General features: G+C 59.8%; 24 protein-coding genes and 2 pseudogenes. 13 read left to right on the forward strand and 13 right to left on the reverse strand.

Annotation, left to right across the window (positions count from 1 at the left end):
• Nucleotides 1-544: 544 nt before the first annotated feature.
• Entirely contained in the window at nt 545-1726 is a 1182-nt protein-coding gene (gene ubiM, locus AC1RZR_RS33850) for a 5-demethoxyubiquinol-8 5-hydroxylase UbiM (RefSeq protein WP_481829488.1), read from the reverse strand.
• A gap of 416 nt (nt 1727-2142) precedes the next feature.
• Nucleotides 2143-2343, reverse strand: a pseudogene (locus tag AC1RZR_RS33855) (hypothetical protein); the annotation flags it as partial.
• A 356-nt stretch (nt 2344-2699) separates the two neighbouring features.
• On the opposite strand from AC1RZR_RS33855, the gene AC1RZR_RS33860 reads away from it, so the two are divergent.
• Nucleotides 2700-2918: an aldehyde dehydrogenase family protein gene (locus tag AC1RZR_RS33860; RefSeq protein ID WP_481829489.1), complete on the forward strand. Its 219-nt coding sequence runs from the start codon at nt 2700-2702 to the stop codon at nt 2916-2918.
• Here AC1RZR_RS33860 and AC1RZR_RS33865 read toward each other — a convergent pair whose 3' ends face one another.
• From AC1RZR_RS33865 to AC1RZR_RS33875, 3 genes are read right to left on the reverse strand one after another with little or no spacing between them, the layout of a single operon-like run.
• Nucleotides 2919-3320 (reverse strand): ubiquitination-like system serine protease family protein, encoded by a 402-nt coding sequence (locus tag AC1RZR_RS33865; protein ID WP_481829490.1) that lies wholly within the window; start codon nt 3318-3320, stop codon nt 2919-2921. It abuts the gene before it with no gap.
• The gene (locus tag AC1RZR_RS33870; protein ID WP_481829491.1) at nt 3320-4510 is read right to left on the reverse strand and encodes a ThiF family adenylyltransferase; all 1191 of its coding nucleotides are present in this window, start codon (nt 4508-4510) and stop codon (nt 3320-3322) included. The genes AC1RZR_RS33865 and AC1RZR_RS33870 overlap by 1 nt, the downstream gene beginning before the upstream one ends.
• Nucleotides 4485-5141, reverse strand: a complete 657-nt coding sequence (locus AC1RZR_RS33875) for a multiubiquitin domain-containing protein (protein ID WP_481829492.1) — start codon at nt 5139-5141, stop codon at nt 4485-4487. The genes AC1RZR_RS33870 and AC1RZR_RS33875 overlap by 26 nt, the downstream gene beginning before the upstream one ends.
• 148 nt (nt 5142-5289) lie before the next feature.
• On the opposite strand from AC1RZR_RS33875, the gene AC1RZR_RS33880 reads away from it, so the two are divergent.
• Genes AC1RZR_RS33880 through AC1RZR_RS33895 form a run of 4 tightly spaced genes read left to right on the forward strand, consistent with a single transcriptional unit; the run spans nt 5290 to nt 7637 of the window.
• Complete coding sequence (locus AC1RZR_RS33880; protein WP_010913797.1) at nt 5290-5496, forward strand: ribbon-helix-helix protein, CopG family; 207 nt, start codon at nt 5290-5292, stop codon at nt 5494-5496.
• Nucleotides 5493-6140: a hypothetical protein gene (locus AC1RZR_RS33885; protein WP_010913796.1), complete on the forward strand. Its 648-nt coding sequence runs from the start codon at nt 5493-5495 to the stop codon at nt 6138-6140. Before AC1RZR_RS33880 ends, AC1RZR_RS33885 begins: the two co-directional genes overlap by 4 nt.
• A 16-nt stretch (nt 6141-6156) precedes the next feature.
• Nucleotides 6157-6684 carry a helix-turn-helix domain-containing protein gene (locus AC1RZR_RS33890; protein ID WP_214393634.1) on the forward strand — a complete coding sequence of 176 codons (528 nt, stop codon included), beginning with the start codon at nt 6157-6159 and terminating at the stop codon, nt 6682-6684.
• Nucleotides 6681-7637, forward strand: coding sequence for an ImmA/IrrE family metallo-endopeptidase (locus AC1RZR_RS33895; protein WP_434725464.1), 957 nt, complete (start codon nt 6681-6683; stop codon nt 7635-7637). The genes AC1RZR_RS33890 and AC1RZR_RS33895 overlap by 4 nt, the downstream gene beginning before the upstream one ends.
• A gap of 165 nt (nt 7638-7802) precedes the next feature.
• Here the strand turns inward: AC1RZR_RS33895 and AC1RZR_RS33900 are convergent, their stop codons facing one another.
• Nucleotides 7803-8438, reverse strand: coding sequence for a threonine aldolase family protein (locus AC1RZR_RS33900; RefSeq protein WP_481829624.1), 636 nt, complete (start codon nt 8436-8438; stop codon nt 7803-7805).
• A 992-nt stretch (nt 8439-9430) separates the two neighbouring features.
• Here AC1RZR_RS33900 and AC1RZR_RS33905 point away from each other — a divergent pair.
• The 3 genes from AC1RZR_RS33905 to AC1RZR_RS33915 are packed head-to-tail and all read left to right on the forward strand — an operon-like array spanning nt 9431 to nt 10765.
• The gene (locus AC1RZR_RS33905; protein WP_481829493.1) at nt 9431-10006 is read left to right on the forward strand and encodes a hypothetical protein; all 576 of its coding nucleotides are present in this window, start codon (nt 9431-9433) and stop codon (nt 10004-10006) included.
• 7 nt (nt 10007-10013) lie between these two features.
• Complete coding sequence (locus AC1RZR_RS33910) at nt 10014-10268, forward strand: Y4oE-related protein (RefSeq protein WP_481829494.1); 255 nt, start codon at nt 10014-10016, stop codon at nt 10266-10268.
• A gap of 5 nt (nt 10269-10273) precedes the next feature.
• A complete protein-coding gene (locus tag AC1RZR_RS33915) occupies nt 10274-10765 on the forward strand; it encodes a hypothetical protein (RefSeq protein ID WP_481829495.1) in 492 nt (163 codons plus the stop codon).
• Between the two features lie 21 nt (nt 10766-10786).
• Here the strand turns inward: AC1RZR_RS33915 and AC1RZR_RS33920 are convergent, their stop codons facing one another.
• Nucleotides 10787-11035, reverse strand: coding sequence for a hypothetical protein (locus AC1RZR_RS33920; RefSeq protein ID WP_481829496.1), 249 nt, complete (start codon nt 11033-11035; stop codon nt 10787-10789).
• A gap of 489 nt (nt 11036-11524) precedes the next feature.
• Between AC1RZR_RS33920 and AC1RZR_RS33925 the strand changes: the two genes are divergently transcribed.
• Nucleotides 11525-11659 (forward strand): hypothetical protein, encoded by a 135-nt coding sequence (locus AC1RZR_RS33925; protein WP_481829497.1) that lies wholly within the window; start codon nt 11525-11527, stop codon nt 11657-11659.
• 809 nt (nt 11660-12468) lie between these two features.
• Complete coding sequence (locus AC1RZR_RS33930; RefSeq protein WP_481829498.1) at nt 12469-13002, forward strand: hypothetical protein; 534 nt, start codon at nt 12469-12471, stop codon at nt 13000-13002.
• A gap of 36 nt (nt 13003-13038) precedes the next feature.
• On the opposite strand, the gene AC1RZR_RS33935 is transcribed toward AC1RZR_RS33930, so the two are convergent.
• From AC1RZR_RS33935 to AC1RZR_RS33960, 6 genes are all read right to left on the reverse strand, one after another.
• Entirely contained in the window at nt 13039-14133 is a 1095-nt protein-coding gene (locus AC1RZR_RS33935) for a DUF4238 domain-containing protein (protein WP_481829499.1), read from the reverse strand.
• Between the two features lie 324 nt (nt 14134-14457).
• Nucleotides 14458-14673, reverse strand: coding sequence for a DUF2958 domain-containing protein (locus AC1RZR_RS33940; RefSeq protein ID WP_481829500.1), 216 nt, complete (start codon nt 14671-14673; stop codon nt 14458-14460).
• Entirely contained in the window at nt 14651-15625 is a 975-nt protein-coding gene (locus AC1RZR_RS33945; protein ID WP_481829501.1) for a hypothetical protein, read from the reverse strand. The genes AC1RZR_RS33940 and AC1RZR_RS33945 overlap by 23 nt, the downstream gene beginning before the upstream one ends.
• Nucleotides 15626-15851: 226 nt before the next feature.
• Nucleotides 15852-16748 (reverse strand): ParB/RepB/Spo0J family partition protein, encoded by an 897-nt coding sequence (locus AC1RZR_RS33950; protein WP_481829502.1) that lies wholly within the window; start codon nt 16746-16748, stop codon nt 15852-15854.
• 80 nt (nt 16749-16828) lie between these two features.
• Entirely contained in the window at nt 16829-17248 is a 420-nt protein-coding gene (locus tag AC1RZR_RS33955) for a DUF2958 domain-containing protein (RefSeq protein WP_481829503.1), read from the reverse strand.
• Between the two features lie 205 nt (nt 17249-17453).
• Nucleotides 17454-17576 (reverse strand): hypothetical protein, encoded by a 123-nt coding sequence (locus AC1RZR_RS33960; protein ID WP_481829504.1) that lies wholly within the window; start codon nt 17574-17576, stop codon nt 17454-17456.
• 152 nt (nt 17577-17728) lie between these two features.
• Here AC1RZR_RS33960 and AC1RZR_RS33965 point away from each other — a divergent pair, with 152 nt between their 5' ends.
• The 3 genes and pseudogenes from AC1RZR_RS33965 (at nt 17729) to AC1RZR_RS33975 (ending at nt 21334) form a co-directional block, all read left to right on the forward strand.
• Nucleotides 17729-18961, forward strand: a complete 1233-nt coding sequence (locus AC1RZR_RS33965) for a site-specific integrase (RefSeq protein ID WP_481829505.1) — start codon at nt 17729-17731, stop codon at nt 18959-18961.
• Nucleotides 18958-20333 (forward strand): annotated as a pseudogene (locus AC1RZR_RS33970) (tyrosine-type recombinase/integrase). The gene AC1RZR_RS33965 and the pseudogene AC1RZR_RS33970 overlap by 4 nt, the downstream one beginning before the upstream one ends.
• Nucleotides 20330-21334 (forward strand): tyrosine-type recombinase/integrase, encoded by a 1005-nt coding sequence (locus tag AC1RZR_RS33975; protein ID WP_481829506.1) that lies wholly within the window; start codon nt 20330-20332, stop codon nt 21332-21334. The pseudogene AC1RZR_RS33970 and the gene AC1RZR_RS33975 overlap by 4 nt, the downstream one beginning before the upstream one ends.
• Nucleotides 21335-21377 lie beyond the last annotated feature (43 nt).

Genomic DNA, 21377 nt, shown 5'->3' on the forward strand with positions numbered 1-21377 from the left:
ACCCGGGCACGCTTCATTCCGAGAAGCGGGGGCGTTCGTGAGACCCGATGTCAAAACACGAGTCCGTTTGACGCGCGACATAGACACCGATGAGGAAGAACGTCCCGGCAGCAATTTCCACTGCATTCGGGTCGTTGCATTCTGTTGCTCCTTAGGGCCCAGGTGGTTGGTGCTCAGGCTTTTTCGTCGGGCGTCCTGCGGGCCGAGGCACTTGATTTCGGTCACGCTCCTAATAGGGTCGGCAGGATTGGCAAAATTGATTGTTTGGATGACAACCATCCACGCGCTGAACACATCGAAGGCGGAATTGGGCTGGCTGGGTCCACTTCTGCGTGGCGCCGGCCGACAACGCTTTGCGGCGGTCGGGAATTCCGCACACACGGCGATTGACACGCTGACGATCCGCGATGGAAGAGGCTCGCGTCGTTCAGCAGCCCCGTCTTCATCAAGCTGATCCCGCGCAGCCGCGACGCCTCACACCGAACCACACGCGCCCGCCTGCTACGACGCCGCACGCTGATGCCGACACTATGGTGACTGGGGTTTACCGCCTCAGCATGGCCGCAATGCCATGACGGACAAAGGGAAGATGTTGGCCGAGGCGCAGCCCCACATGCCTTGCAAGCCGCGCCGCCGGATGCTCGCTTGAGTAGAGTCCGACGAGGATATTCGTAGCATGGTAGAGCGGCGCCGCCGACAGGCGCAGTCGGCTTTCATATCTGTGGAGCATGTCGGGATCGGCAATGTCGCGACGGTCGCGCCATGCGGTCTCTATACCGCGGGCGAGCTGCTTCTGGCCGCCGAGGCCGATGTTGAAGCCATGCGCGGTCACCGGGTGCATGCCAATGGCAGCGTCGCCGATCAATGCGACGCTCGGCGCCCGGAACCTGTGCGCCCAGGTCGTGGCCAACGGATAGATATAGCGTTGGCTTGCCAGGTTCATATTGCCGAGGCGGCCTCGACAGCGCTTTGTCAACTCTCTCAGGAACAACTCGTCGTCGAGGGCAAGCAGCCCGTCGGCCTCGTTTGAGGGCAAAGTCAAAAGCAACGACGACACGCCTTGCGCGAGAGGCAACATCGCCACCGTCTGATGGTGATCGAACCATTCGATCGCGATCTGGTGGTGGGGGCGCTCGTGCCTCACCCGGCAAATCAGCATCGAGTTGCCAAGCCGATTGATATCGGCGCCAATGCCGAGCAGATTGCGGGTGGCGGAAAAACGCGAATCGGCTGCAACGAGAAGCCGAGCGCTCAGCTGCCTGCCATTGGAGAGCGTTATCACTGCTCCTTGACGGCTGTTTGTTGCACGCACGACCGAGTGGCCGCACAGCAGCCGGGCATGGCCCCGCAAGCGGATGATCTTGAACAGGGCATCGCGGATCTGGCAATTCGGGACCAGAACGCCCAGTGGTTCCGCGGATCCGCCGGGGGAATCGAAACACAACGCAAACGGGCTCGATCCGTTGAGGACGCGTGCGCCTTGAAGCGGTGACTTGTCCGAAGCGGAGATAACATCCCAGGCGCCGAGCTCGCGAAGGATTCCAATCGAGGCGTGGGTGAGCGCGATCTCGCGACCGTCGAAGGCCGGACTTGCCAGTCTTTCCAGGGACTGCCCTTCGACAACCGCCAGTTTGAGCTGGCTATGGGCAAGCGATGCGGCGAAGGAAAGTCCGACCGGCCCGGCGCCCACGACAATAATGTCGAAGCTGTCGTCACAGCCGGCCATCAGCGTGCCGCCAGCGCGTCGGTTCTCTTCGTGAGATGATGGGGGAGTCGAGCCGCATGTCGTGCATCGATTGCGCTGTGATCTATTGCCCGCATCGCCTCAAGCGCGTTTCTCACGTCGGTTCCTGGCTGGTGAAGCGTCATTTGCCTGCTTTATGATCTGGATTGTCAAGATGATGGGAGCGACGACCAGGCTGTCGGTCGGCCCATGCGTTTTCCCGTGAAGGACTGGCGATCAAACCACGCCGACAAGGGCGTGGCCTTGATCTGGGTCAGTCGAGGCCCAACCGGCGTCAGATGACATCGATCCAATCCAGTCATGTGCCAGCTGATCCCATGACGACGCCATGGCACCAGCCAGCCAAGGAAGAACCAGGCGTCTGATCTGGGGAAGGCTGTTTCAGGACTTTTGCGAGATCAGCGAATAACCGGCTCGCCATGGAAGCGCCGGCGCGAGGGCGGCGAGACGCCGAAGCCGACTTCCATCATCAGCCGTGGCGTGCGCGAAGGCACGGTGCCCATATGGAAGCCGAACGGATCCTCGACGAAACCGAGACCGGCTTCGCCGGTCAGCGTGACGGGGCTGTCATCGCCATAGACCTTGAGAACCTCCTGCGCCAGCACGCCGCCCGGCGAGCGAATTTCCGAGGTCTTGATCCATCCACTGGCGACGTGCTGAGGGAAATTTCCCGACATGGGGTCGAGGAGGCGCGCAGCGGTCGACCAAGCGTATATGGCGCAGGCTGGATGGGCGGCCATGACGGCCGGGAGTGCTGCGACATGCTATGGCGCTGGCATCAGCTGATCATAGACCATAACGTCGGCCTTGCTGCCATTCTTACGGCGGAGATGGGCAAGCCGCTTGGCGATGCCAGTTCGAAGTCCCTCACGCGGCCCGCGTCTCTGCAATGGTACGCCGAAGGCCAATCGTGTCTATGGCGAGACGATCTCCCCCGCCCTCGTCGGACTGGCGCATGCTGGCGGTCAAGCAGCCGGTCGGCGTTGCTGCCTCGATGGTCGCGCGCTGGCTCCCGCCGGTGCTGGCGGCGGGCTGCGCGGTCATCCTCAAACCTGCCGAACAGACGCCGCATGTTGCAGGCGCGATGATTGCGCTCGCGGCGGAGGCCGGCTTTCCCGAAGGCGTCGTCAACCTGATCTATGCTTGCAAAGGCGATGCCATCGGCCGCAGCTGATTAGCCGATGAACTTGATCCACAGGCGCTTGATCCATGCGAGGATGGCCCTGAGGCCCTTTGGCTGGGCGCCGCGCTTGAGAAGGCGGTCATAGGCGCGGCCGGCTTCGATCTGCTCGCGAGACATCTTGCCCGCCCAATGGATTCGGCCACGTTTGACAATGTAGTGTGAGCCACAAGCGAAGTCGTGGTTGCCGATCGACGGCCAGATCGAAGCGCCCTCGTCCTCCATGACAAGGTCATATTCGGTTGGAACGAGCGGTGTCGAAACCTCCTCGCCACAGCCACAGGCGCAATTGTGGAGGGCAACGTGGCATTGGCGCGACACGTAAAGAACCCCGTCTTCCAGCTGTTCGGGAATGTCTTCGACAAACACCGTTGTAAGACGATCCACCCGAGCCATCATGCCCCCCGGTTGGTGATGTTGTTGCCCTCGATCATGTATGTCGCGTTTCTTTCGTTGCGCTCGTCACGATAGAAGGTCAGCCAGCGCTTCCAGCGCATGATCGCCATGATCGCGTTCAACGCATTGAGCTCGGCGGTCTGGATCTCGGTTCCGTACACATCGGCCTCTTCATCGTCATCACCGAACGACAGATGGGTCGCCACCTCCGCCCACGGCGTGCCGGGGGCAATGAAAGTCGCCCGTGCGCAACCGTCGAGCGTGTTATCGTCGAGCCCAAGACCAATGCCAGTGTCGACGAATGGGATGCCCAGGCGAACCAGCCCTTCGGCAATCACGCGCCGCGAGGATCCCTTGTCAACACAGACAAAGACGAAGTCATAACCCGCAAATTCGTCAATGTTGTCAGCCTTGACCCTGGTGGCGTGCGGCTTCACGCCCTTGTGAATGCGCGCGTAAAGCGCTGCGTAATAATCCACCTTGCGGGGAAAATTCTTCGCCAGCGCCAGTTCGGGAGCACCGGGCGAACGGAAAAGATTGTGGTTGAGAAGTTGGTCATCGTCGTAGATGTGGATCTCGGCAACGCGGGTCTTGGCGGCGAGATCGAGCAGATAGGCACCGGTGCCGCCGAGGCCGATGATTGCAATGCGGCCCTTGAGCTTGCGGTTGGCGATGACGATCCCATAGCGGGCTGACGCAGAATCGGGGATCGCGAAGGGGCTATCGTCCTCCGCGCTGGCTAGCGTGACGCCTGTGCGCGCGTTGGCGGTCTTGTCGTGCGACCGCGCGGCGGCCCCGAGGTGCGATTCGTAGGTGACAACCTTGTCGTAAATGTTGGCATACTGGCCGGTCCCTTCTGGCTTCGACGAGAAATAGTGGTGGACCTTGATGTCGGATCCGACAGTCGCCTCGTTGCTGTTGTGGATGATATTGGTCATCGGCGTGCCATCGCGATGGCACGGCGTCTCTCCGGTAAACCACATGGTGTGGTCGGTTTGTGGAGTCGAGGTCAAGCCTTGGGTATCCAGCGACAGAGTGCAGACAAGCGTGCCGCGGCCAAGCGACTTGTCGCGCTTCACGTAGGGGACGCTGTGAACGAGGAGAAGAACGAGCTCGCGCATCTCGAGCTCAAACCCCTCGTCCAGCAGCCGCTTCAGATGCGGATCACGACTTATCAGATCGGCGGACATTGAAGACCATCCCGTTCTTGACTTCGATGTTCTCGCCCTCCACCAGATCACCTTCCGCGCCGTGGACACCTTTCAGGTACGTGATCGTGTACTTGAACTTCTCAAAGTTGGCGTCGGGGTAGGCGAGCAGTGCAATCTCGCGATAGCTGTGCTTTCTCCTTGGTACCGTGCGCGATCGACCGTTGACCTTGATGATCACCGTTTTCGCCTCGCGGCTGCGGATGCGCTCCACGCCCTGTCCGCCAAGAGTCACCGCGCCGTCAGCGGGAATGACCGCATCGCCGGCGCTGTCCAGGATCAGCTCGAGATCCTCGTCGATGCTCGCGTAGCGATAGATGTCGGCCGCGGAGATTGTCGCCGATCCCCACTCCCAGCCACGCTCGTTGACGGTGAAAGAAAAGGCCCTGTCGCCTTGGAATGAAAGGAACTCAGAGTGGGGCATCTCCCTGAAGTCGATCGCTTCCTCAAGGCCGATCGAACGCGATGTCCTGTCCGCTATCTGGATGAGAATATAGTCGCTGGCCGGATCAAGCCCACCGAGGGCGCGGACCTCGCGACCAGAAATGATGGCGTCATTGGTAGCCACCACGCGGCCGTCCAGCTTGAATGTAAAGTTCGTCACGTCAGGCATCGAAGCCTCCTTGTCTCTCATTCTGCACAAGACATATATGCAATGTTTAGCCAATGTCTAGCTAGTTAATAGCTATTTTATCCTCATTTTTTGATTGACAATTATGGACTTTATAGCTACATAAAAAAACACCGGTTAGGAGGCGCCTATGAAGCGCACGATGACGCTTAACTTGTCGGACGCGGAAATGAGCGTCCTTGAAACCATGTGTGAAGAAAAAGGGCTGTCCAAAACCGCGCTCGTTCGTCAGGCGCTGCGGCTCTACAAATCCGTCGACGATCGACTGGCGCGTGGCGAAAAGGTGTTTGTCGAAAGCGCGGATAAGTCAGAAAAAGTAGAGCTGATGGTTCTATGAAAGAGCTGATCGATCGCGTCTTTCTCTTAAATCGCGCAACAGGCCGGTTCGAAGATGCAGATCTGTATCATGGCCTGGACAGCACGAATCTGGCGCATATCGAAGGACGCTGGCGGCCGCTTTTTGAGCTGCGTCGCAGGGAAGCCAAGGCCTCTCTTCAGACTCTAGCGGAGGTCAATGCCGAAGACGCCCATTGGGAATGGGGCAAGAAGGCGCTGGCAGCGCTGAACGACCCGTTCCTGTTCGATTTCTTCGTGCTCGAATGTGGTGGCAGCACACAGGCCATCATGATGACGCGCAAAGGTGGCCAAGACTGCTTCAGTCGCCATCCCGAGCATCAGCGAGTGCCGCTGATCTACGTGGAGTTTCTGGCGACGGCGCCATGGAATCGACCAAAGCTGGTTGCTGAGCCGACTTACAAGGGTGCGGGGCGTGCGCTCGTTGGCACGGCCGTCAGCTTGAGCCTGGAAGAAGAGTTTGGTGGCCGGATCGGTCTGCATTCCCTTCCTGGCGCAGAAGTTTTCTACCGGGATGCGATCGGAATGACGGATCTTGGAGCGGATAGCGAAGGAGTGCATAAAGGGCTGAGATACTTCGAGCTTTCCAGCAGCGATGCTGCGACTTTCCTATCCGTGCAACACTAGCAAAGAGGAGTCGACCATGAAATTACATTTCACTGCCGATTGGCTACGCAGCCATATCGAACATGATCCAGATGTCGATTGCGACGCGGGACTCCCGCTGCGCGATGCAGCTCCGCTTGAGCGTCTTATGCAGGAGAAGTCTCGTCATCAAGCAACTGCGGGGCAGCCTTCGGCTGCCTCTGAACACAAAACTGTTGTGCTGTTTAAATTGGTGCATCAGCTTCGACGCAAGGACGGATTGAGCATTGCGCAGTTGGCTGCCAAAATTCGTGTTGATGCGGCGGAATTGGAGAAGGTGGAGAAGGATCCCTGCTATGTTCCAGGCCCGCGTACCGTTCATCAGCTAGCCGAGTTCATTGGGGTTTCAGCACGTGCTGTAGAACAGCTGACCGCGGCATCGTCTGCGCAGAACGATAATCTCACCGAAGCGGCGCATCGTTTTGCCGCGAGTTCGGACGACCTGTCGAAGCTAAGCCAGGCTGAAAGGCGCGACCTCAACGATTTCGTCAAGGTACTGGCGTCAATCGATAAGAAGAATGGATGACCATGTCCGCGATTGAGCCGATAATCGGGGACTTTGAGCGCCGAGATATCCATGAGCACATATCACGTCTGCTACGTGATCTCGGCAATCCGGAGCCCCCGTTACGGCTCGAGCAGGTACGCGCGCTGCAAAAGCTTGACCTTACCTATTATAGCAAAGCGAATTTGAGCCTACTGGATGAGATCGCCCACCGGGCGCGAATCGCTGGGAACGAGATCACCAGTACCGCCAAGCGCATGGTCGATGTGGTCCAGCAATATGGCCTTCGTGGTATCCTTATGCTGAAGGAAGGCGACAAGCGAATCTTCATCGATGATGACGTAGCCGAGCTGAAGCGACGCTTCCTCATCGCACATGAGATTACACATGATCTTCTGCCTTGGCATCGCTCCCTGCTTCTGGGCGACAATGAGTCCACGCTGAACCCGACATTCCATCAGGCAATGGAGGCGGAAGCCAATTATGGCGGGCGCCGTCTCTTGTTTCTCGGGGGAAGATTTCGTCCCGAAGCGCTGGACTGCTCATTTGAATGGAAGAGTATCGAGCAGCTTCGCAAGCGCTACGGGAACACCCTTACGACGACGCTTTGGCAAATGGTTTGCGAACGCGATCCGGACTTTCCTGCCTTCGGCGTTGTCAGCCGGCATCCCTATCACAGAGATATCTGCGAGAAGGCTGGGATCGACAATGTAGCCTATTTCCCGAGATCGAAAGCGCTTGCTGAGCACTTTCCCGGAATCACCACTGAAGTTGCCTATTCCGCGATCTGCGATCACGCAACCAGCCGAAAGCGGGGTCCGGTGGGCGAAGGCGAAAGCATCTTTTGTGATGCGAACGGCGAACCCCACATATTCTGGTTGCACAGCTTCTCAAATACCTATGATTTGCTCACTTACTGCATCTACAAGAAGAAACACCAACGCATTTCCCCCGTCGGCTACAGGGCAGCCTGACTACCAACAGACGGTTATTTCAAGTGCCAGATGACAGCACAAAGGCGGCCGCTTGCGGCCCGCGACATGCTGTGGCGCTGGCATCAGCTGATCATCGACCATGCCGTCCGCCTTGCTGCCATTCTTGCGGCGGAGATGGGCAAGGGCGCTCGACGGTCGCCACACTCAATCGGCGCCAGCCGGAATACGAGCAGAGCCGACCGGTGCGCAGAGGCTGGTTGCCGCGCCGATCAAGTCGGACACGTCGGCCTCGGTCGTCGCGAAAGAGGTGACGAACCTCACGATCCCGGTCTGCCAGCGATCATGGTATAAGCGGAATCCCATGTCGAGCAGCCCCCGGATCAGGGACATGGGAAGTCTGCAGAACAGGATGTTGGCCTCGGGACGCTGCTGGATTTTCACGCGAGGCACCAGGGCCAACCCCCGCGCGAGCGCCGATGCCATCGAATTGGCATGGGTCGCGTTGCGAAGCCAGACACCGTCCCTCAGATAGCCGTCCATTTGCGCCGCCATGAAGCGCATCTTGGAACTCAACTGGCCGGCCCGCTTGCGGCGAAAGGCGATCGTGCTCGCGAGATCTCCGCGGAACGAGACGACCGCATCGACCCCAAACGTTCCATTCTTCGTGGCGCCAAATGACACAAGGTCGACGCCGGCCTTCCACGTCATCTCGGCCGGCGAGCAGCGCAGAGTGACGAGGGCGTTGGCGAAGCGAGCACCGTCCATGTGGAGCGGCAGGTTCGCTGACCGGCAGATATGTCCGATCGCCTTGATTTCGTCGAGCGCGTAGACCGATCCCATCGAAAGAGACGGAGGTCCGCCCTGCCTTGATGAACATGGTGGCTGCAGCACGCGCAATTCGGGAAAAAGCGCAGACCGCGTAGGGCTCGGTGCCCCTCGCCGGCGGTGAGCGGCAACGCCACACACCGGGCAATCTTGGGGTGAGTCCATCCGGCGCACCCAAGGCAATCGGGCAGCCCGTAACGATGCGCCTCGGCAACCTTGGCCTGGCCGAGGCCCTTGTCATGGCGCGTCGAAGTCAGCTGTTCCAGAGGCCGCCGTTGGCGGGTGATCGAAGGAGGCTTGGGCCCCAAATGAGCCGGCCAGAAACGAGACGGCTCACCGCCAGCCAGTTTCGCATTATTCCGTATTGGGATCATCCAGTGTCACTATCGTCCCCCCGACCTTGGTCGCCGAGCGCCCGCTCCCCACCATCGGGAGAGGCATCGGCGTTCACGCGGCCGGTCGGCGAAGCGTGTTCCGGGAGATGCAGGGCCAAGCTGGGGGAAGGTTCAAAAGGCATTTCTGGAGACTATTGAGGCGGCATCGACGCTCTGCCATCTGCAGCGGGCCAACTCCCGGTCAATGGCTCCGTCTGCCTCTGTCTCCAATCACGATCGCCGCGAAGGCGAAGCCGAGCGGCAAGCTGGCTGCCGGACCCCTTGTGTTTTGATGGTGGAGACCCGGCGCCGAACCAGGAAAGCCGTCGCGGAAAGAGCGGGGGGTTGGCTTGGTCCTGGCGGATGCCGGCGGAGGAATTCGGACCGCGATCAATAGCGATGCGCAGATGGCCGAAATTCATGAGCGGCGTCCTAACCCGAAAAATTCATGGTAGGTTGGCGGATGTGGTGCAAGCCATTGAAATGACGTAGGATTTGGTTGCTAAGGCCGATCCGAATCATTTCCCGGAGACCACACCCGCCATGAATTTTTAGGGTTAGGAGGATTGAATCAATCATCCAACCGCAAGTATGTATGACATAATTTCCTTATCAAACATAACGAGGGATAACATGATTATCGGTGACGCACTTTTCCGCAACAACGATTTGGACAATTACCTACGGGCTCAGGTTGGCGCGGTTGATGAGCACGTGCGCAAGACCGTCTCCAAAACGGACTTAGGGAAGACCGATTCCGAGATCGCCCAGCAGCATCTGCCAGGTGCTCGGGTCGAACCACTGCAGGTAGACTTCGAAAATCCCCAAAAGGACGTGAGCGAGGCGCGTGTGCGTGTCCATGACGTTTTTGATGGTGCAGTCACGATCGACGGAGTACGCGCGACCCGCAGCTTCGCATTTACGGGCGATCCAGCTCTCTTTTCGCTCAAGACCAATCCCTATTCGAGTGTGTTGCCCCATGGTCTCGTCAGAGGCAACCGCATCGTCATTGGCACGGAAGGCCGCAACGACGCGGAGACGTTGAAACGCGAGATCGATAGCCAAGAGCAAACCCTGCGCGAGTATGTCGGACGCTCAAAAGCACAGGTCGATGCGCATAACGCTAAATTAGAGGCCCTGCTAATTGAGGCCATTGCGCGTCGGCGGAAAGCTCTCGTCGGCATCGACGCCCTCAAAGACCGTATTTAGGAGAAGCATGAACAGTTCGCCGAGAACAGGCGACCGGATTGAGGCGGATATGCGAAGCCACGACGGCGTTGTTGAAAATTGGGAACTCTTAACTGAAGACGAGGCGATAGAAGCCGCGATCGAAAAGCACAGCAAGGACCCTACCACGTCGGTCGCCTATTGCGCCCTGGAAGTGTCTGGCAATGGCGATGATCCAGAATATCGGTTCTGGTACGATCTGTTTCTGAGACTTTCCAAAAAGGATCATGTCGGATGGGCTTAGCGTAAATGGCGATGACAGAAACCAAATACCCGGGAGAGCTCGCCTCCCCGCATCAGATCCATGCACTGGCGGAAGAATACCGAAAGGGGGCACACCTGCTCCTTCCGCTCGGCAGACCCGGAAAACCGCTCACCAGAGCGCCGTTCAGATTATCGGCCATCCACGCGATCGAACTCTATCTGACCGCGCTTTTGCTGCACCGTGGCCACGATCCAAATCAAATCCGCAAGATGCAACACGACCTAGCGGCACGGGCGAAGCACACCCTCGAAGCGGGGCTGCGCCTTCGCGCGAAAACCGCCAATCATCTTCAGTCCCTCAGCCAGAACCGGGAATATCTGATTACCCGCTACGGCCCGGAACTGGCGGCAACCGCCTCGCAGATCAACCGGCTCACCGCCACCCTCGAAGAGGTGGCGGTGAAGGTTACCCTTTTGATCGCGCCGTCCTCAAAAACCCACCCACTGCCAAGCGCGTCCGCAGCAGGCAAGGCCTAAGCGATTACCGACTTGCATGATTCAAGTCTGCGGTTCGGCGGCCTCTCTGTCGGCTTCAGCCGCCAGACCAATGACATGATCGACCAGGAATAGATCGATGTAGTACGCGACCTCGCCGCGCGGCATCGGCAGCTTGTCGATTAGGTCAGTAGCCAGCCAACTGTCGATGTAGTCACCGGCATCCCAGAGGCTTCGGGTCAGCTCCTCATTGCCCGGTTCAGTCCGCTCTATAACTCGCTCGAATGCGATATTAGCGGCGTCGATCGGCACAGTACGGTCGGCCCCCTGTAACCGGCAGGGACTCAATAACGGCCTTGGAATCCATGAGAAGATTATCCTTCTGGAAGTGGCGTTTGCGACATCAGCCTGTCGGTCGCCATCCCGACGGTGGTTCTTAGTGTGGTGGCCAATCAAGGCGCCAGGCGCCACCTTATGCTCACATGCGCACCAGCAGGATACGCGAGAATTCGTCAGACGCAACGCGAAGCAGCGCGGCCGTGCCCCCAACACTTGCTTAGTCGCGCGCGGTCTCCCCTTCCAAATGGTGGAAGCCTGTTCTGAGCGCTAGTATCCTCGCTTTCCCTCGCTCCATCATTGGCGGCCTGACTCGTTAGACGCTTCAGCGCCGCCTTCACGATCGCGCTCTGATCGGAGAGATAGCCAACTCGGGCGTAGGCCGCCTTAAGACCCACCAAGCCGCCGGCGGAAGAATTTGCTGGTCGGTACGGTAGGATCTGAATCGATGACATCCACCGACAGGTGGCCGTGCTGATCCATCAACCTTCGCAGGTGATCCAGAAGCTGTTCATCGGTGATGCGGCTGCCATCTTCGTTGCAGCGGATCGTCGATCGCCTGACGCCCCTCTCATGGCGCTCACGCTGATTCCGCAATGAAGCTTCCCGGCGGGCTGTCGTATTCGCTTCGCCAAAGTCTGCCAGATGAAACGCGTTGGTCAGACCGCCGAACCTGCGAATAAAATACCTAGGCGGTGGGCGACTGGAGATCTTTGTTGATGAGCGCCGCCGCTAGGTGCACGTGCTCGGCGTAGATGCGGCGCAGTTCGTTGAGAAGATCCTCGTTGGTGTAGGGTTGCCCTCGGCATTCAGTTTCCATCGCGTCGGCATTTCATAGCCGACTGACAGATAGGCCGCGTAGAGGCTCCCATAGCGTTTCCGCAACGCCTGGGGCAAAGGCAGGTACGGACAGTTATGCACGAGCGAATACGCATGGAGTCCGTAACCTTTTGAAGAGCTCCCAAGCTCGTATGAAGATCTGGGGCTGGCATTACCGCTCCTCGTTGTCGATCGTCGTCCGCAGCGTCTCTACGGCCGTGCTGATAGGCCCCCAGCTACCATGGTCCAAGCCTTTCAGGAACGCTCGGCATAACACTTCGACATGTTGATCGCTGCGAGCCCAAATACAGGGGAAAACGTGGAATGGACTTATTATGGCCTTCGACACGTCGCGGATCGGCGCAGCAACACCTTGCAAGCGACCGCAAGAAACAAGGGCGTACAAGGCGGAAGCACCGAAATGCCCGCCAGCGGGACCAAGTCATTTCGATGCTGGAGAAAGTTCGTGGCCCTGAGACCGGTTTAACAGGGCGGCCGTAGGAGCATCAGCATAGCGCCGCCATCAGGCGGGATGCGGGGACCGACCGCCTCCGGCGAAGGGCGCCGTATGCAGGCACTACAAGGGGACCTTGGGACCGGGCATCAACCTATCATTTCAATATTCCAGCCCGCCACAGATCGACGAAGATCGAGCGTTCGAGCTGGCACGCCTGCAATTGACGGCGTTCTTCTACATGCAGACCTACAACCACGAGACCCGGCGGGGTGGCTATTGGCTTCACGGCTATCATCCCGTCATGACCACCAACCGCAGCGATTGGGGCAATCCGCTGATGGTTGGTTTCATGCGGACCATCGGGAGTTGGGATTGCCGGCTCTTGGCGATTTCCGCTGACGGTTTCTTCAAGCTCATCACACGCAAGCACCCGTTGACTGAGACTTGGGCTTGGGCACTTGAGTGGAACCACAACCGCCGCTTAATCGGCTTCTTCGGTGAGCCTGATCCTGCGCAAGACATCGTCAATAGCCTGCCGAGATTGGAAGCCAAAACGGTCTACCAAGCGCCCAACGAATCGCTTTCCTTTCGGGTCGAAACGCCGCTTAAGGAGGACGAAGACGCCCTCTTCTTGGTCTTTGATGAAACCGTGCAACCGGACGCCTGACCATATCGACGAGACGCCGGTATGGCATCGGGCTCGTTAGCCTCGCGCTTTGCGCCAAGGTGGGCTGCCCCAAACACGCGACGTGGCGGTTGTCCGGCGCCGAAAGCCTGCGCCCGTGTCATTGGTGAAGACGACAGGCTTGTGTCGGAACTGTAGGAACGACGGCCATCGTGGCGGGACCGACCTGACAGCTCTGACGTGAACGAGTACCTCGTCATGCTCGCCAATGTCTTTCTCTTCTACAACCGCATAGCGAGTGTGGGTTTCGGTCCCGCCATCGGATACAGCCACCACGACGTTGAACCGGGTCGGTGGCCGCAGTTGAGCAACTGCGGCCGCCATCGCTTGTACAGCGTTCCCCGAACTCCGGTCGCCAAAGTACAGATTTGCCGCGCAGTTCAATACCTGCTGATGGTTGCAGGCAAGAATGTCCGCCGGATTTGACACATTGATCCAACCGCGGGCGTGCTCCGCCTGATAGACATCTCCGTCCAGAAAAGTGGCCAGGAGGGTTGGCGTAAGCGGCAAGAACAGCATGGCTCCAGCACTGGAGATACCGTACGATCTGTCTTGCGCGCGCTGTTGATGCCACCGGTTGGCGAGAATGGCGGGATCATCGGATGTGAGGAACGGTACTGACGTGAGGTTTCGAACAACCCGCACCTTTAGATCGTCCACGACGGTCATCGTGTTAGCGTAGTGGCGCATCGCAGCGATGACCGCATCTTTCACCGCCTCCTTGAAAGTTGGTTGTTCGAAGCCGAAGCCACCTACGTTCGTGGTTGCGAAAGCAAGCTCCGCGGATCGACGCGCAGCAGCTTCTGTGCGGACATGCTGCATGTGGGCGAAACGCCTTAGGACCGTGGCATGAGACTCGTTGATAACCGCGGCTGGCTTGCGGAGGTCAGCGACGCAACGGCCGTAGTATCCCTCGACGGCCTGGATGGCCTCTTCGAGCATCGCGTCCTGCCCATAGAAGTAATCCCTGGAGCACTGATTTTTCACAGGCGCGTCGAAAATTACCTTCTTTCGGTCAAGGTTGAACAAGTGGATGGCTTTGCCTTCCGCGCAAACGCTGAAAGGCGTTAAGTGCACCCTGGGGACGAAATGCTGGTTCTTGTTTTCCGCCATGCAATAGTACGATCCACCTTTCCGATATGTCTTCAGTGCTCGCAAGAGGCCCTGCTGGTCGTTGCCTATCACAGGGAGGCACCCCCCGGGAATCTGGCACCCGGGGGTGCTTGGCGGCGCTCAATCGACCAGATGACCAACGCCCCTCGGTGGCGTTGGTCACCCGAAGGGCTCAATTTTGGATGCAACCGGTGCATCGAGCCTCGCTGGCATAAGTCGATCACGACTTATCCCCGGAAATGCCGATCACGGCGAGTGCCGTGAGACTGGCGGTGCCGATCTCCGGACAGCCAACAAAGCGATGTCGGGTCACCCCAATCGATCTTAATGAGCAGCCAGGTCGCGCTGGCTTCCGAAGTGAACGGTTTCCGGATCGATCTCCGTGAGGAGGCAGGTCGCGCCTGCATCCGGCGTGAACAGTTTGACGACGGGCATGAAGTCGATTTCGCCGTCGGTGCCGCGAAGGGGTTGCTGCTGGCGACCGTTCGCCAGCAGCTTGTCCCGCAGTTTTGCGAGATCAGCGAATAACCGGCTCGCCATGGAAGCGCCGACGCGAGGGCGGGGAGACGCCGAAGCCGACTTCCATCATCAGCCGTGGCGTGCGCGAAGGCACGGTGCCCATATGGAAGCCGAACGGATCCTCGACGAAGCCGAGGCCGGCTTCGCCGGTCAGCGTGACGGGGCTGTCATCGCCATAGACCTTGAGAACCTCCTGCGCCGGATGGCCGACAAGCAGCGTCAGCTGATGCTTGATGGCGCGGCGGTTATGACTGCCACGGACATAGACATGCGGGCCGGTGCCTTCGTCGACCGGCGTCAGGTAGAAGAAGAATTTCAGCATCCGCCAGTCATCGAGATCGAAATGATACTTGTCCAGCGAGGCACGGTTCTTGTCGACGTCGGAAGCCTCGCTGGTCGGGAAGCTCCACCACGCGCGTGTGGTGATCAATTTCGCCTCAGCGCCCAGATAATGCGCGGCGATGTCGAGCAGCAGCGGGTCGTTCTGGATGGCGACCGCTGCCTTGCAGCCGAGGATGTGTTCGAAAAAGTGGCCGCTGAGCAGCGAGCGGCCGAAACGCTTCTCGGCCTCGGCATGGTCCTCAGGCATGAATTCGAGACGGCGATCGAAATTGCCGAAACAAGGCGTGTAGCGGGCGAAGGCGGCGATCTCCTCATGGATGGAAGTCGGCAGGACGAGCCCGCAAAACAGCCCGTCCGACCGCAGCGCCTCGACAACGTCCTGGCGATCGACGCCGGCAAACATGGTGTCGTGGGCTTTTTGCGACACGCGAACCGGCTTTGCCCCACGCCAGTGCATCCGGCGCGCCGGCATGGTGCGGGCGAGCACGAACATCGGCAGCCATGCCGGGTTCTCGCGAATGTCCGACAGATAGGTCGGAATGCGCACGGCGATGCGGCGCAGCACGCCGCCGTTTCGCGCGATCGCCTCGAGACTGGCGGCGCCGGATTTGTCAGGGCTCGAAAGGGTCATGAAGGTCCTTATCTGAATGCGATATCGACGAAGCACTGCCTCGCCGCTGGTCCAAGCCCGATTCCCGCAGCGGAAGGACGTGTAGGCGCGCGTCGGTTTTTGTGCAACGCACAATAGCCTTGCGCGTGACAAATGCTGTTCGGATCGCCGTGCGCATCAGCCAATATTCCAGCGGCAGGCAAACGGGGCGGCGGCACTTGAAAAGAGCCGCCGCCCGGCTTGGCACCTATTGGCGGACGAACAGCGGCTGGACGCTCGCCCATTGATCGGCGGTGCGGAAGCCACCGCGTTTCGTGTAGCTTTCGACCGGGAATTTCATCCAGTTGGGCAGCCAGTTGTCGATTTTCTCGCGGCCGTTCTCGCCCGCGAGGCAATCGCGGATGATCTTCTTTTGCGTCTTGACCTTCTCGGCGACATTGCCGTCGGCGACATGCTTGCCGGCGAGATCGGCCAGCATCGCATTGGCGATCTCCTTGTCGCGCAGCAGGTCGAAGAAGGCGTCGTGCGGTTGCCACCACGCGCCCATGTCGATGCCCAGATGGTTGCCGAGGGCCTCGACGACGGCGCTGCCGGCTTCGAGCGTCTCGGCCATGACAAGGCCGAGAACGCGCATGGTCAGATGGCGCGCCGTCTCGGCGTCGATGTCCTCGCGCCGATAGGCTTCGCGGATTTTGGGCAGAAGATCGCCGAGCGCCAGAATGCGTTTGACCAGAAGCTCGGTGATGCCGAAGGTTGCGGCGATATCTGGAATGGTGCGGCCTTCCCTGATCAGCCGCGAAAACGTCTCCCACTGCGACACCTCGTCGGGATCGAGCCGGGCGAAGTTTTCGATCAGCGAGGCCTCGAGCGCGTCGGCGTCGTCGCCGTCTTCCATGATGGCGCAGGGCAAGGCATTGCCCTCGCCTCGCTCGTCGGCGAGCGACTTCGCGGCGAAATAGCGGCGCCGGCCGGCGACGATCTCGAAGCTTTCCGGCGTGCCGTTGGGCCGCACCAGAAGCGGCACCAGGACGCCGCGCGCGCGAACCGATGGCAGGATGTCCGACACGTCGGGCGCGCGTTTGGAATGGCGCATGTTGAGCGCGGAAATGTTGAGCTTATCAAGCGGAATGTGGGCAAGTTGCATGGTTTGTCTCCTTCGTTTCAGGGGTGGGATTTCCCCGCCGCAGAGGCTGCAAGCCGGCGCGGCGGGACGGTTTTCGCGCCTTATCGGCGCGTCTGTTCCGCCGTGTCGGGCGGAAGCTTGGAATGGGCGTTGCCAAGGGCTTCTGCCGCCTGTCGCAGCAGCCGCTCGGCTTCGGTGATGTGGCCGGCGCTGCACGCTGCCTGGGCGTAAACGGAGAGCGGAAAGCGCGGCTTGAACCAGAGGTCGCGCTCGATGCCGAGGCCAAGCCGGCCCTTGACGCTTGCAAGCTCGACAAGGCTGACGCTGCCGAGTTCGGGGAAGCCGAAGCCGAGGTCGCAAAGGCCGAAAACGGTGTCGCCGTCGGCGTCGAGTTCAGTGAGAAGCCAGGTTGCTGGCCCGGTCGGATCGAACAGTTTGACCACCGGGACATGGTCGGTTTCGGTGTCGGTTGCGCCATTGGCGAGCAGCCGGGCGCAAAGCTCGTCGGTGATCAGGATCATGGGAAACTCCTCTCAAAACAGGTCGCGTTGATTTCTGGCGTCATCGAACAGCCCGATAACGAGCGGCTTTTGCGCCGCGCGCGGGCGCATCGGCGCGTCGGCCAAAAGGGCGAGGCGGTCGCGCGTGGTGGCCGGACATCGGGAATGAGCGTCTGCTCGCCTTGCGGCGTTGGCTCGGTCTGCAGGATGTGGCGATCGCACGCGCTCATGCCGCGATCTCGTCTTGTTGCGCGCCTTCGGCCTCGGCGTTGAAGCCGAGAATAAAATCGGCGGCCTTGGAGGCAAGGCTGGCGGCGCGAAAGATGACGCGATTGTCCTCGCGCAGCACCTTCAGTAATCAGGAGCAGTTCATAATGTGAAGGAACGCGCCGAACACGCGATTTTCCCAGCAGCCAGGCCCGATCGGCCTTCGGCGTGCTGCGCATTATTTTCGACATGAGATCTTTGGCTGTCGTTCAAAACGCAGTCGAGGAGATTTTCATGTCACACGAAACCAGCTCTCTGGTCACCGAACTGAAGGCGTGGCTGACGCAACAGCGATTCAATCCAGTTGCAATTTACAATTATTGCCGCAACGCCGAGTATTTTCTGCAGCATCTTTCCGAGCGAGGCATAGCTCTGGAGATGGTGACGCCGGATGATGTGTCGAAATACCTTCGCCTCGCCGTGCGTCGATTTCGAAAACGATATGGTCATCCACCGGCACCTCATTGGGAGGCCATCCCGCGGGCGGGAATCCATGCCCTTTTGCGACGTTCGCTTAAGCGATGGCCTCCAGAACCGGACCCGACCGATGCTGGCGAACGTCTCTACCGCGAGGTTTTGGCTCATTATGAGGAGTGGCTGCGGGAAGAGCGTGGGCTGGCGGCATCCTCGATCTACGCCCTGATGTGGGAAGCAAAGCATTTCTGTGGCTGGTACGCAAAGCACTCGGCGACCGTCGGCTTTGCGAAATTGAGCGTTCCCGACATCGATGCCTATATGGACATGCGGGCTCCTGGACTGACCCGCATATCGTTGAAGGATGCCGCCGAGCGGCTCCGATCGTTGCTGAAGCATCTTCATAGGTCCGGGCACACCGCCGCCGACCTCGCGACGCATGTCATCGCCCCGCTGCTCTATGCTTACGAGGGCATTCCATCCGCTCTAAGTTCAGATCAGATCGCCGCCGTCCTGGAGGTCGCCAGCAAGGATCAATCGCCAGGGGGATTGCGGGACTACGCCATCCTCCAGCTGCTGGCGGTCTATGGCTTGCGTGCCGGTGAAATAAGCGGGTTGCGACTGGAGGACGTCGACTGGCGCGGTGACGTTTTGCACATTCGCCATTCCAAGACCGGGGCGCGTTCTGTTTTGCCGTTACTGGAATCGGTTGGAGAGGCCTTGATTGCCTACCTTCGGCATGGCCGGCCGGAAACAGATGTGCGGGAAATCTTCGTTCGCATACGCGCACCGTACGTTCCCATGGTTCGCATCGGCAACGAAGTCCGCCGGCGGATAGAGGCGGCAGGACTCGCGCTGAGTGGCAAGCGCGGCCCGCACATCTTCCGGCATGCTCGTGCTGTCAGCCTGCTGCGTGCAGACGTGCCGAGGAAGGTGATCGGAGACGTATTGGGCCATCGATCGACGGAATCGACGATTCCATATCTGAAGCTGGCCACCGAAGATCTGCGCGCCATCGCTCTGGAGGTTCCGGGTCCGGAGGCGCGCGCATGAGCACCTGGCCCGACACCAACGGAAAGATCATCGAGCGCTATCATGCTCAATTGCGGTTGCGACATCCGAGTAGCCCGACCACCTATCGGCGGATTCTGCACAGCTTCCAGGAGGTTGCTGTCCGGCAACCGGCCAACACCACGCTCGTCACCCGGGAGACCCTGGAAACCTGGCTGAGCGAGCGGGCTCGAGACTGGGCTCGCCCGACGTTGATGCATCACGCCCGCATCATCAACCGATTCCTCGATTACCTCGTGCAGGAGGGTTTTATCGCCAGCAATCCCATCAACGAATTGTGCGCCGCTCATCAAGCCAGAAGTGACAAGGCGGTGCTGCGAGCGCTGCTCTCGCCGGATCCCGATCAAGCTCTGGAGGCATTGCGGCAGCTCCCAGCGTTCGGCAGTGTGCTCGGGGACCTCATGCGCAACCATATCGCTCTCATGCGAACCAGAGGCTATCGCTATCTGACGCAGGCGCATTGGCTCTGGCGCTTTGACCGCTTTTTGCAGACGCACCCGGAATTGGCGGCGGAGCCGGTACCGATCCTGCTACAGCACTGGGCGGCGGCACGGTCGACGGCGAACCATGCCGCCGAATGCGAGAAGCTCGCGCGCGTGCTGGGCAAGGCGCTTAACCGTCTTGATCCGGCGATCATGCCGAAACGTCCCGACCCGCGGCCGGGACAGCAGGTCGCGAAGCAATGGCGCCGGCCCTACATCTACAGTGTCGAAGAGATCCGTCGGCTTCTCGATATCGCCCAATCCTACCCTTCACCGCGGTCACCGCTCCGACCGGTGAGCCTCTACACGATGCTGGTATTGGCCTGTTGCTGCGGGTTGCGGCTGGGGGAACTCGCGCGTCTCGATCTTGGTGATGTCGATCTGATTGCCGGCACGATCACCATCCGGGAAACGAAGTTCTTCAAGTCCCATTCCTGCCGCTCGCCGGCAGCACACTGGCGGCGCTGACGGAATATCTGGTGATGAGGCGTAAGGCGAAGGCGCCGCAAAATGCGGAGTCCGGCCTGTTCTGGCACGATCAAGGCAATGCCCGATACACGTCGCAGGCCATCGCCCGTTGCCTGATCGACATCCTGCGTCGTGCTGGGCTCAAACCGGCGACAGGCAAAACCGGACCTCGCATTCACGATCTTCGCCACTCGTTCGTGGTGAACCGTATTCTCGAATGGTACCGCGCCGGCATCAATCCACAGGACAAGTTGCCGTTCCTCGCGACGTATCTTGGTCACCGCGATATCCATTCGACGCTCGTCTACATCACCGTCACCCAGGATCTTCTGGAGCAGGCAAACCAACGCTTCCGAAGGTTCGGGGCACATTGCCTTGCCGTATCCGAAGGGGTGCGGCCATGAGGATGGTCGACCCATTCCCGCGTGTGCTTCATGCCTTCTTCTATGACTGGCTGGTCCAGCAGCGAAACGCATCCAAACATACCGTGCGTTCTTACCGTGACACTTGGCGCCTATTCCTAAGGTTCGTCGCGCAGCGCCGGCATCGATCGGTTGCCCGGCTCACTCTGGCGGACCTGACAGCCGCCGAGGTCAGCGCCTTCCTGCGCCATACCGAGCAGGAGCGAGGAGACACGATTGGCACGCGCAATTGCCGCCTGTCGGCCTTGCGCAGCTTTTTTGGCTTCGTTGCTGGTCGGGAACCCGCGGCTATCGCGCAATGCACTGAAATCCTGCATGTGCCGATGAAGAAGGCACCAACCTCCGCGCCATGCTATCTGGAACCGGAAGAAGTGAAGGCGATTCTAGCCCAGCCCGATCGCTCGACGGTCGAGGGGCAGCGCGACCACGCGCTGCTCTCCTTCCTTTACAACACCGGTGCGCGCATCCAGGAAGCGCTCGACGTTTGCCCCGGGGCAATCCGGTTCAATACGCCTGCTTGCGTCCGACTCTATGGTAAAGGCCGGAAAGAACGCATCAGCCCTCTCTGGCCAGAAACCATCTTGCTGCTGCGATCATTGCTCCGGCGGCAGCCAAGACGCGAGGACGAACCGATCTTCGTCAATCGGTATGGCGCTCCACTCGGCGCTTCGGGCGTCCGCTTCAAACTGGTCGAATATGTCGAAGCGGCAACGAAGATCGCGCCAAGCCTCGCCTCCAAGACGATAACACCCCACAGCTTCCGTCACGCGACGGCAGTTCATTTGGTGGCGGCAGGCGTCGACATCACGGTGATCCGGAGCTGGCTTGGCCATGTCAGCCTCGACACCACCAACCACTACGCTCAGGCGAACCTGGAAACGAAGCGCCTGGCATTGGAGCGGCTCGAAATCCCATCGCCACCAGGCAAACGCCCGTCCTGGAAGGAGGACCAGAGCGTTATCGCCTGGCTCGACACCTTGTAGCTCCACTAAATAATGTCGAGGAGCGCGTCACCACCGGCCCAGC

The sequence above is a fragment of the Mesorhizobium bavaricum genome, from assembly GCF_056781655.1.